Below are 10,841 nucleotides of genomic sequence, written 5' to 3' on the forward strand. Positions count from 1 at the left end.
GTCAGCGCCCCGTCCCGCGCGGCCACGTGGCGGGGTTCAAAAGGACGTCGCGGATTTTTTCGGCCGTGTGCCCGTCGCCGTAAAGCGCGGTGTTGGCGCGGGGCCGGGGGCGCGCCAGCGCCGCCCGCACGCGGCGGGGGTCCAGCCCGGTCAGGCGGTTCCATCCGGCGGCCACGGTTTCCGGCCATTCGGTCTCTTCGCGCAGGGTCACGCAGGGCACGCCCAAATAGTACGCCTCTTTTTGCACGCCCCCCGAATCGGTCAACACCGCCCGGGCGCGCCGCTGGGCCGCCAAGGACTCCACGTACCCCAAGGGCCGCACGGCCGCCACGTTGGCGGGGGTCGACAGGGCCCCGGCCTTGAGCCGCGCGCGCGTCCGCGGGTGCACGGGGAACACCACCCGCCGGTCGAGCGATCCGAACAGTCGGAGGATCGCCCGCAACCGCGCGGGGTCGTCGGTGTTGGCGGCTCTGTGCACGGTGGCGAAATAGTAATCCCCCGCGGCCACGCCCCAACGGGGGTCGGGCGCGGCGTCGGCGGCGCCGCCGAACAGCCGCACCGCGTCGCGCATGATGTCGCCCACCCCCCACACGCCCCGGCGGATCCCTTCGCGCGCCAATTGCGCGCGCGCGCGCGCGCTCGGAACGAAGAGCCAATGGGCCAGGTGGTCGGTCAAGACCCGGTTCACTTCCTCGGGCATGGCCCGCACGTGACTGCGCAGGCCGGCCTCCACGTGGGCGACGGGGATGTTGAGCTTGGCCGCCGCCAGGGCGCCGGCCAGGGTGGCGTTCGTGTCGCCGAAAACGATCACCGCGTCGGGCCGCTGGCGCAGGAGCACGCGCTCCACGCCCGCGAGGGCGCGGGCGGTCTGGTCGCCGTGCGTGCCCCCGTGGACCCCGAGGTGAAAGCGCGGCCGGGGCAACCCGAGCTGCGCGTGGTGGATCTCGGACATGTCGCGGTCGTGGTGCTGTCCGGTGTGGATCGTCCACGCCCGAAACGCGCCGTCGAGCGCGCGCAGGAGCGGCGCCGCCTTCACGAACTGCGGCCGCGCGCCCACCACCAGGGCCAAGGTCTTCTTCATCGTCCCGCCTCCCGGACCCGCCGGTAGGCGGCCGCGTAGCGCGCCGCGCACGCGAAGGGGCTCAGCACCCGTTGGGCGAATTCCGCCCCGCGCTCGCCCAACCGCCGGCGCAGATCCGCCCGCGCCGCCAACAGGCGCAGGCGTTTTTTGAGGTTGCGCGCGTCGACATGCACGTAGGGGGGCGGGTCTTCCGGCCGGGCCGCGGCGGCGAAAGCCTTTCTCTGGGCGGGGTGCAGGCGCGTGAGCACGGGTTTGCCGAGGGCCAACCCCTCGCGCCCCGTTTGCCCGCCGCCCGGGACGAGCAGCTGGTCCACCACGATGTCGGCCTGCGCCTGGTAGAAGCGGATCGCGTCGTGCGGCACTTTTTCCATCAGCATCAGTTGAATGTCGACCCCCTCGGCCCGCAACGCGTCGATCGCGTGGACGACGTGCGACGTGCCTTTGATGTCCCCGCGTTGCCCCACGGCGTGGCTGCCGACCCCGTGGTAAACCAAAACGGTCTTTTCCGTGCGGCGGGGCACGCGGTGCGCCGCGGGGATCTCGATCCCCGGCCGCCAGCGTTCCGTGTCGACCGGATAATACTCAAAATCCAGGCCTTCTTCGAAATCCACGTCCAGACCGATCCCCCATCGGATGTCGGCGTGCTTTCGCATGGCCGTGTTGAGGTCCACGGTGTTTTTGTTGGAGCAAAACCCGTAGGTGTCCCCCTGGGTCGTCTGGCAGACGTGGCAGATGGCCGGATCGATGCGGGTTTTCCACGCGCTGGGGCGGATCATGTTGTAGCACCCGTCGGACTGGTAGACGACGGTCTTCCCCGCGCGTTTGAGCAGGGCCAGGTCCCAAGGCGCGGGCACGCGCAAAAAGGCGTAACACGCCGGCACCAGGTAGGGTTTCCCCAAAAAGTGGAACACGTCATAGCGCGCCAGCGCGTAGGCCAAAAACCCCAGGTGAAGCGGGGTCGCCCACCACCGGCCCGGCAAGTCGAAGTCGCACCCCCAGGTCAAATCTTTCGAGTGCCGGTGAAAATCGAAATACAAGTTGTCGGCGCGATGGCCCAGGGCGCGAAACCCTTCTTTCAAAAGACAGGCCGAATAGAGCGCGTTGTGGACGAACAGCACCCGCAGGGGCCGTTCGTTTTTCGCGGGCGTACCGGTCACGCCCATCGCAGCCTCTCCCGGACCGCCGCCGCGAACCCGCGCCAGTCCCGCCGCGTCACGACGAACCACGAATACCCGACGATCATCAGCCCTCCTCCGAAAAGATAGACGCCCGTCCCCGACGGATAGACCGCCCGCAGCAACCCTTGGACGGCCGCGTACCCCGCCACCAGCGGCCACACCCGCCGCCACCCCCAGGCCACGGCGAGGGTGTTCCGCGCCGCGATGTAGGCCAACAGCGGCAGTCCGACGTAGCCGACGAAAGTCGCCGCCGCGGCCGCCGTTTGTCCGCCGGCGGGCACGAGGGCCCAGGCCGCGGCCACGGCCACGGCCGCCGCGCCCCACTCGATCATCGCCTGGCGGTGCAGCCAGTGGCGGAAGTAAAGCCCCGGCAACAAGATCAAGTACGCCCCCCGGCAGAGATAGGCCGCCGTCAGCCACGGCAGGAGCGCCGCCGCGCCGTGGTAGGGCGCCGTGGTCAACAGTTCGATCGCCCACCGCCCCGCCACCGTCACCCCCAACGACAGGATGAAGAAGGCCCCGAGGTACACCCGCAGCGCCCGGCCGAACACCGCGCGCCCCGCGCGCGGGTTGTTGGAAAACGAAAGAAAGAACGGCGCCCAGGCCGCGCCGAAGGCGTCCACCGCCAAGGACGTCACCGCCGCCAGCGACACGGCCACGGCGTACACCCCCAGGTCGGCGCGCCCGACGGCGCGTTCCAACACCAGCCGGCTCGCGTTGTCCAGCACGTAAAACGCCAACACACCGAAAGCCGACGGCGCGCCCCACCGCGCCAGCCGCCCCGCCGAGGCGAAGGTCAACCGGAACGGCCACCACCGCGTCGCCCCCGCCAGCGCCACGGCCGTGGCGATCGCCTGACCAATGAGCCGCGCCGCGAACAACCCCGTGAGCCCCGCTTCCCGCGCGACCACCGCGTACACGCTCAACCCCGCCGTCAAAAACGCCCCGCCCACGTTCATCGCCACGTAGACCCGCCGTCGCCGTTCCAAGCGCAGGCCGTTCAACACGGGCACGGCCACGGTCTTGAGCGCCAACGTCCCGAAAGCCAACGACACCACCGGGGCCAAACCGTCCGCGCCCAACACCCCGCGCGCCAGGGGCCGCGCCAGCGCCGCGCCGACGAGGGCCAACAGCGTCGTGTGCACCGCCAGGAGCAGGACGTTGCTCCACAAAATTTCCGCGCGCCGGGCCGGGTCGGTCTCGCGACCGTACAAAATCCCCATGGAGTTGGCGGTCCCCAGGCCGAACGCCCCGTCCAAAACCAAGACGGCGATGCCGACCAACGCCACGGTGCCGTACTCCGCCAGGGTCAAGTGGCGCGTCAAAAACGGCAGTAGGAAAAACCCCGCCGCCTGGACGAGCGCGGCCCCCACGCCGTAGGCGGCCGAGTCGCCGCTCAACCGCGCGATCCCGAATTTTTTCACGGGCTTCACGGCGCTTCCCCGCGAACCAACCGCGCGGTGGCCTCGACACCCACGTTCATCAAGGCGTCGACGATCGACAACCCCGGCACGAAGGCCTCCGCCCCGCGCTGGGGGTAGGGCGTGGGCGCGAACCCCTGCGGAATCAACCCCAACCCTTCCCGCGCGAACACCGCGTCGTCTTGATAGCCGCCCGCGCCGCCCCCGGCGAGATAATCGGTCCCGCCCACGGCCTTCACCAACGCCGCCAACAATTCCGTGCCGTTCCCCGCCGCGCCGATCGCCGAACTCCGCCGCCAGCGGTCGGTCGACAAGCCGATCGCCCGGCCCAACCCCTCCAACACCGCCAGGTTGTAGTCCACCAGCCGCGCCGCGCGCACCGCGAGCAACGGGTCCAACAGGGGGAACGCCTCGTTGAAACACCGGGCCCGGCCGTACTGGGCGCGCCAGGTGCGGCGCGTTTTCTCGCGCCAATCGGTGCTGTCGTTGATCTCCATTTCGTCGATCCGCCGCACCCCGTGGTAGGCCCGCACGACGGGCGCCGTCATCCACAGCGGTTTCCCCGCGGTGAGGATTTGCACGTGGTTGATCCAGTTCCCCGCGGTTTTGGGAAACTGCGCGTGGTCCAACAGCACGAACACGTCCGCCCGGGCCCACTTGTTGAAAAAGCCCAGCCACGGAAAAAAGTTGGGTTGGTGGATGGCCGCCACCGTCGCGGCGCCGCGTGTCACCGCGCCCCCGCCGCGCCGCGGGGCAGTCGCAGTTCCTCGCGGGCGAAAGCGTCCAACAGGGCCGCCGCCGTCGGGCCCCAGCGCGCGTCGTCCGCCGCCGCGTCAAAGGCCCAGGCCGCGCGGGCGGCGCCCGTTTCCAAGGCGATGTCCTCCACCCCGGCCCGGCCGATCGTCGCGCCCCCGCGCGTCACGGCGAAGCGCACCGCGCCGTGGTCCGCGTCGGCGGAGGGCGCCGTCCCCGCGGGGTCCAGCCGCAGCCCGTCTTTTTCAAGCGCCCAGCCCGTCGCGCGCGCCTTGCGCCGGGCGACCGCCTGCAACGTGCAATAACATTCAAAAACTTCCCGCGTCCCGCCGTCGTCGCAATAGGCGCCGGGCTTCGGCGCCACCAGCGCCCGAATCAAATCGTAAATGGTCCGCACCGGGTCCGTCCAGCGGAACCGTCCGTCCTCGGGCGTTCGCGGCCTGTAATAGACGGCGCGCCCCGGGTCCTGGGGGACGCCGCGCGGCGGCCCCTCCATCAGGCGGGGCACCAACGTCGGAAACCATTCCCGGAACGCGGCCCGCGTTCGGTCCAGGAGCGTCACCCAGGTGTCGGTTCCCCGCACCGGCACCTCGCAGCGGCCCACCACGTCCCCCTCGTCAAAACCCTCCGTGAGGACGTGCACCGTCACTCCCGAGCGCGACGCCCCGGTCAGGATGACCCATTGGGGGATGTGCGCCCCGCGGAACTCCGGTAAAAGCCCCGCGTGGATGTTTATTCCACCGAAGGTCGAGATCGACAGTACCTCCGGGCGGATTTTCATGGGGTAATGGTTCGTCACCAAGAGGTCCGGCGCCCAGCCTTTCACGACGCGGACGAAATCGGCGACCCCCGGGTCGGCGGCGCGCGGCTGCGCCGTCACGGGCAGCCCCCGCAAAACGCCGAGGCGTTCGACGGCCTCCCGTTCCCCCGGGCGGACCGACGGCCACACCAGCCCGCGCACGGTCCCCGCCGGGAACGCCGCCAACAGCGGGTCCAGGTCCAAGGATTGGGAAAACACGACCACGTTCTTCACCCGGCCCACGCCGCCGCCTCCTTCACCCATCGATCAGTTCGCGCCCGTGGGCGCGCAACAGGCCTTCAAAAAATTCCTTCGAGCGCGCCGCCCGCCCGTCGAAACAACTCCAGATCCGCTCTTTGGGCGACATGACCGTCGCCGGGTAGTACTCCGGGTGGAGCAGCGCGTGGATCCGGTCGGGCCCCCCGGGGGCGAACAGGTCGTGCAGGCGCCGGTGCCGCCAATAGCCGTTGGAATCCGAACAATACGTCAACCCTTCCCTCAGTCGCCGCGAATAGACGTTCAGCATCCCCGCGTAGGCGTCGGCGGTGAACACGTCCCCCGCCCGCGCCGGGATGTGGAAGGAAAACGAACGGGGCGCGAAACCGAACGCGGTCCGAAACAGGGCCGCGTCTTCGGCCAAACGGCGCTCGAGCGCGGCCGCGTCCGGCACGTCGGGGTCCGACGCGTCGAAGTGCAGTCCCACCGCGTGTCCGGCCTCGGCGATGGCGGCGATCCGCCGGGCGATGTCCCGCTCCAGCACGTTGTAGAAGGGCAGCCGCAGCGCCACGAAATAGTGGGCGCGCACGCCCTCCTCGGACTCGACGCGCGCCATCGCCAGCGCCCGGTGGACCGACACGTCGATGTCGTGCCGCCACACGGCGCAGCGCGGCCGCGTCAAATAATCCGCGTAGGTCGCGGGCGGGTGGGTTTCCTTCGCCCGCCGCAACAGCGCGCGGAAACTGTCCAGCGTGAAATCATCGTAATGGTAGCGTTCCCGGGGGGACGCGTTCACGGCCGCCGCGCCCCCGCCGCCGCCGGCGCCAACCGCAGGAACGCGCTCCGCCGCCACGGGTCGATGACGCGCACCGACTCCTCCTCCGGCCGCAGGCCGGCCTCGGCCACCATCGCGCGGGCGCTGTCGAGGGTCATCCGCTTGTGGTGGAAAACGTCGTCCGCCCCCGCCGGCGTTTTGAGCGCCTCGTACCAGGCGGCGCTGCGGGCGGGCTTGGGCGCGCCGGGGTTTTTCTCGCCCATCCACAAGAACACGCGCCCTTCGGGTTTCGTCACCCGGCGCGCTTCGCGCAGCGCCCCCACGGGGTCGAGCATGTGGTCCAACGACGTGACGAACAACACCTGGTCGAACACGCCGTCGCGGAACGGCAAATGCTCCGCCAGCCCGCGGACGAAGGCGAAGTTCCGGGGCTGCTCCCCCGCCAGCGGGTCGATCCCGACGAAGAACGCGCTTTTGTCCCGGGCGCGTTGCAGGTGCGTGGGCTCTTTTTGCGGCCCGACGCCCACGTCCAAGACGTTGCCGTGAAACCCGCAAAAATCGGCGAAGGCCAAATGGTCCGCCCGGGCGCCCACGCCCAGGTTGTGTTCCGGGTCCTCGCGGTAGGACACTTCGCCGTTTTCTTGAAGCTGTTCCCACATGGCGTAGGTGTCGCCGTGCACGTTCCGCGCCGCCGCGGGGACGAAATCCCAATAGCCGTGGGCGGCGTTCCGCCGGTAGGTTTCGGCGCCGACGGCCGTGTCGCCGGAAAAAGTCAGGGGTTTTCGAGAAACGGGACAGGCGAACCAATCGAGGGGGATGTCGGGGTTCATGAGCGCGCGCGCGCCTCCTTGGGTGGAAAGAGTTGGTCCAACCCCCGTTCGAGGGGGATCCGCGGCCGCACGCCGAACAAGCGTTCGATCGCCCGGTTGGACGCCACCAGGCCGTGGGCCCGCGGGGCCTTTTGAAAGACGGCCCGCGTCCCCGCGCGGCGGGCCAGGCCCGCGGCGAGGTCCTTCAACGAAACGGTTTCGGCGCCGCCCAGGTTGACCACGTCGCAGCCCGGGCCCGGACGCGGCCGCAAAAGCGTCGCCACGGCCGCGGCCGCGTCGTCCACGTGGAGCGGCGCCAGGGGGATGCCCCGCGGCCCGTTGAGCGTCACCGCTTGCCCGCGGCGAATGCGCTCGATCAGGTTGGGGATCAGCCGGTCCTCTTGCCCCGGCCCGTAGAGGGAAAACAGCCGCACCAGCGCCACGTCCACGCACCCCGCGTGGGCCCGCGCCAAGGCGTCCAAGGCCAGTTTGGTCGCGGCGTAAAAAGTCGGCGGCTCCGTCCGGTCCGATTCCCGGATCGCGCCCGACCGGGGCGCGTAAAAACTTCCCGTCGAGGCGATCACCAGGCGCACCCCCGGCCGCGTTCGGCACCACTCCAAAAGGTCGAACCCCGCCCGCACGTTCACGTCGAACAGGTCCCGCGCTTTCGCGGGAAAGTCCCGGTGGTGGCGCGACTGAGCCAAGTGGGCCACGGCGTCCACCCGGTCGGGCAGGGCGCGGGTCCAACCCGGTTTCGCCAGGTCCGCCGTCCGGTGCGTCCGCCGCGCCGTCGCCGGCCCGGCCGGCCGCCGCCCGACGGTGACCACGCGCGCGCCCCGGTCCGCCGACAGCCGCCGCAGGAGCGCCTGCCCCAAAAACCCGTTCGCGCCGGTGACGAGGATCGTCTTCATCGGGGCAGGTACAGGTCCAGCCACGTTTGGAAAGACAACAGCGACCAAATGAACAGCCGGTGATTGGCCTTCCCTTCCAAGTGCTCGTTCAGGAGCGCGGTCGTCGTTTCCCGGTCCAGGTATTCGTAGAGCCGCGCGTCGGGGCGCATCAATTCCCGCCGGACGAATTCCAGGCTTTCGCCGCGGAACCACGAGGCGTCCGGCCCGGAGAACCCCTGTTTGCGCGCCCCGGAGATTTCCGCCGGCACGATGGACTCCATCATCTCGCGCAGCAGGCGCTTGCCGTCCCGCGCGATGGAGAAATATTTTTCGGTCTTGATCCCCGGCTCGTTTTCGTCGAGCCGGACCGCCGGCGGCGCGCCCACCTTGAGCCGCGCGGACACCCCCATGGCGAAGTCCACCAGGTCGTTGTCCAGGAACGGCACCCGGGTTTCGAGCCCGTGCGCCATCGACAGGGTGTCCTCCACCGCCAACAGCCCGTGCAAGAAAGTTTTCGCCTCCAGGTACAGCGCCGCGTTGACGAAATCCTCGTCCGTCCGCAGGCGCGGCGCCTCGCGGGGGAACACGCCCCGAAAGATGTCGCGCGTCCACACCCGCTCGAACTCCCCCGCCAGGGGCCGAAAGAGGTTTTTGAGCACGCTGTTGGGCACGGTGCGCTGCCAATATTTGTAATACCCGTCGATGTACGGCTCGAAGTCCACGGGCCCGGCGGGCCGGTAATAGCGCCAGGGGTAGCCCCCGAACAGTTCGTCGCCGCCGGTCCCCGACAAAACCACTTTCACAAAGCGTCCCGCCAGCTTCGCCGCGTAATAGTTGGGGTAGCTCTGCCCCACGCGCGGGGTCTCCAGGTGCCACACCACGGGGCGCATGGCGCGCTCCATGTCGCCCGACTTGAGCACGACCTCGTACTGTTCCGTCTTGAACAGGTACGACATCCGCTCGGCCGTCTCCCGCTCGTCGAAGCCCAGCTCGATGCCCGAGGCCGACCGCAGGTCGAACCCGATGGTGAAGGATTTGAGCCCCGGCCGCTCCCGCGCGGCCGCCGCGGTGATCGATCCGGAATCCAGCCCCCCGCTCAGGTAACAGCCCACCTCCACGTCGCTGACCATCTGCCGCCGGACGGCCTGTTCAAAGAGTTCCTTGAGCCGCGCCGGGGTCTGCTCCCGCTCGGGGACAGTCGCCGCCCCGAACCGGTAATCCCAATAGCGCGCGGGGGCCGGGTCCCGCCGGTCCATCGACACGGTCAGCGTGCACCCCGCGGGCAACACGCGCACGCCGGCCAGCAGGGTCTTGTCGGTGAACAGGTTCTGGAAGGTGAAATATTCGATCAACGCCGCCGGGTCCAGCCGCGGCGCGAAGGACGGGTGTTGATAAAACGCTTTGAGCTCGGACGCGAAGAGAAAATGCCCCGGCGTCGCCGTGTAATACATCGGCTTCACGCCGTGCCGGTCCCGCGCCAAGAAGAGCGTGCGCTCGCGGTCGTCCCAGAGCGCCAGGGCGAAAATGCCGTTGAACTTCTCCACCGCCGCGGGGCCCCAGGCGCGCAGCGCCGCCAGGACCACCTCCGTGTCCCCCGTGGAAGCGAAGGTGTCCCCCCGCGCGGCCAGCTCGTCGCGCAGTTCGCGGAAGTTGTAGATCTCGCCGTTGTACACCAGCGCGTGCCGGCCGTCCTTCGACGCCATGGGCTGGTCGGCTTTGGGGGTCAAATCCAGGATCGCCAAGCGCCGGTGGGCCAACCCCACCGGCCCCCGGGCAAAGACGCCCTCGCCGTCGGGGCCGCGGTGGGCCAGCGCCCGGGCCAAGGGGCGCGTTTCCGCCTCGGTCACCGGCGGCCCGTCGAACCGCAAGAGCCCCGCCACGCCGCACACGGGTTAGAGGCCCTCCGTCATCGCGCCGCGGCCTTCCGCCGGGCGTCCACTTCCTCTTTGTGGGCGTCGCGCCATTCGATCAGCCGGCGCATCCCCTCCCGCAAATCCACCCCCGCCCGAAACCCGATCCGCTCGGCCGCGCGGGTGGGGCTGCCCACCCGGTTCTTCACGAAGGTCGGCCCCGCCGGTTCGTAGCGGATTCCCACTTTCGACCCGGTGATCTCCAAGAGCAGTTCGGCGATTTCCTTGATCGTGGTTTTGACGCCGCGCCCCACGTTGAAGAACGCGTCGGTGGCCTCCGCTTTCATCGCGCACACATTCGCGCGGGCGCAGTCCTGGACGTAGATGAAGTCGTAGGCCTGGGACCCGTCCCCGTAGACGCTCAAGGGCAGGCCCTTGTCGATGTTGTCGAGCATCTTCATGATGACGGCGATGTAGGCGCCCCGGTAATCCTGCCGCGCGCCGTAGACGTTCATGTAGCGCAGCCCCACGTAGTCGAACCGCTGGGGCGTGTCCTTGTAGCGGTGGTGGAGGGCGCGGCACATGTGCTCGCCGGCGATCTTGGTCGCGCCGTAAAAGTTGTTGTTGTTGTAGGGGTGGTCCTCGGTCATGGGCTCTTCCAGCGCGTCGCCGTAGACCGAGGCCGACGACGAGTAGACCAGCCGCTTGACGCCGTTTTGGACGATCGCCTCCAGCACGTTGAAGGTGCCGCCGATGTTGACCTCGAAGGCCGAGCGCGGAAAGTCGTAACAGTGGAGCAGCCACAGCGCCGCGAAGTGGAAAACGCCGTCGACCCCCTTCATGGCCGCGCTCAAGATGTCGCGGTGCAGCAGGTCGCCGCCCAGGGGGAATATTTTCACCCGCGGGTCGCGCAGCGCGCCCGCCAGGTTCTCCTCGCGCCCGCGCGCGAAGTTGTCGAACACGCGGATCTCCGCCAGGTCTTCCTTCACCAGCTCGTCCACCGTGTGCGAGCCGATGAGCCCCGCCCCGCCGATCACCAACACCGTTTTGCCTTTCAAATCCATGCGCG

At 69.5% G+C, this 10,841-nt stretch carries 10 protein-coding genes; all 10 read right to left on the minus strand.

Annotated features, from left to right (window positions below):
* Position 1: 1 nt before the first annotated feature.
* From wecB to IPI56_10000, 10 genes are read right to left on the minus strand one after another with little or no spacing between them, the layout of a single operon-like run.
* Positions 2-1,081 carry a UDP-N-acetylglucosamine 2-epimerase (non-hydrolyzing) gene (gene wecB / locus IPI56_09955; protein ID MBK7546048.1) on the minus strand — a complete coding sequence of 360 codons (1,080 nt, stop codon included), beginning with the start codon at positions 1,079-1,081 and terminating at the stop codon, positions 2-4.
* On the minus strand, positions 1,078-2,238 hold the full coding sequence (locus tag IPI56_09960; protein ID MBK7546049.1) for a glycosyltransferase: 1,161 nt from the start codon (positions 2,236-2,238) through the stop codon (positions 1,078-1,080). The genes wecB and IPI56_09960 overlap by 4 nt, the downstream gene beginning before the upstream one ends.
* The gene (locus IPI56_09965; GenBank protein MBK7546050.1) at positions 2,235-3,692 is read right to left on the minus strand and encodes an oligosaccharide flippase family protein; all 1,458 of its coding nucleotides are present in this window, start codon (positions 3,690-3,692) and stop codon (positions 2,235-2,237) included. The genes IPI56_09960 and IPI56_09965 overlap by 4 nt, the downstream gene beginning before the upstream one ends.
* On the minus strand, positions 3,689-4,411 hold the full coding sequence (locus IPI56_09970) for a WbqC family protein (protein ID MBK7546051.1): 723 nt from the start codon (positions 4,409-4,411) through the stop codon (positions 3,689-3,691). The genes IPI56_09965 and IPI56_09970 overlap by 4 nt, the downstream gene beginning before the upstream one ends.
* Complete coding sequence (locus IPI56_09975; GenBank protein MBK7546052.1) at positions 4,408-5,475, minus strand: hypothetical protein; 1,068 nt, start codon at positions 5,473-5,475, stop codon at positions 4,408-4,410. Before IPI56_09975 ends, IPI56_09970 begins: the two co-directional genes overlap by 4 nt.
* Positions 5,476-5,488: 13 nt before the next feature.
* Positions 5,489-6,244 (minus strand): hypothetical protein, encoded by a 756-nt coding sequence (locus IPI56_09980; GenBank protein MBK7546053.1) that lies wholly within the window; start codon positions 6,242-6,244, stop codon positions 5,489-5,491.
* Positions 6,241-7,053, minus strand: a complete 813-nt coding sequence (locus IPI56_09985; protein MBK7546054.1) for a methyltransferase domain-containing protein — start codon at positions 7,051-7,053, stop codon at positions 6,241-6,243. Before IPI56_09985 ends, IPI56_09980 begins: the two co-directional genes overlap by 4 nt.
* A complete protein-coding gene (locus IPI56_09990; GenBank protein ID MBK7546055.1) occupies positions 7,050-7,943 on the minus strand; it encodes an NAD-dependent epimerase/dehydratase family protein in 894 nt (297 codons plus the stop codon). Before IPI56_09990 ends, IPI56_09985 begins: the two co-directional genes overlap by 4 nt.
* Positions 7,940-9,811 carry an asparagine synthase (glutamine-hydrolyzing) gene (gene asnB / locus IPI56_09995; GenBank protein ID MBK7546056.1) on the minus strand — a complete coding sequence of 624 codons (1,872 nt, stop codon included), beginning with the start codon at positions 9,809-9,811 and terminating at the stop codon, positions 7,940-7,942. The genes IPI56_09990 and asnB overlap by 4 nt, the downstream gene beginning before the upstream one ends.
* A gap of 17 nt (positions 9,812-9,828) precedes the next feature.
* On the minus strand, positions 9,829-10,836 hold the full coding sequence (locus tag IPI56_10000; GenBank protein MBK7546057.1) for an NAD-dependent epimerase/dehydratase family protein: 1,008 nt from the start codon (positions 10,834-10,836) through the stop codon (positions 9,829-9,831).
* Positions 10,837-10,841: the final 5 nt, after the last annotated feature.

The organism is Elusimicrobiota bacterium (genome assembly GCA_016706425.1).
Classification (GTDB): Bacteria; Elusimicrobiota; Elusimicrobia; order FEN-1173; family FEN-1173; genus JADJJR01.

Excerpts from the sequence above, each read along its gene's own strand:
- wecB (MBK7546048.1), bottom strand. The coding sequence starts at position 1,081 with ATGAAGAAGACCTTGGCCCTGGTGGTGGGCGCGCGGCCGCAGTTCGTG.
- IPI56_09985 (MBK7546054.1), bottom strand. The coding sequence starts at position 7,053 with ATGAACCCCGACATCCCCCTCGATTGGTTCGCCTGTCCCGTTTCTCGA.
- IPI56_09990 (MBK7546055.1), bottom strand. The coding sequence starts at position 7,943 with ATGAAGACGATCCTCGTCACCGGCGCGAACGGGTTTTTGGGGCAGGCG.
- IPI56_10000 (MBK7546057.1), bottom strand. The coding sequence starts at position 10,836 with ATGGATTTGAAAGGCAAAACGGTGTTGGTGATCGGCGGGGCGGGGCTC.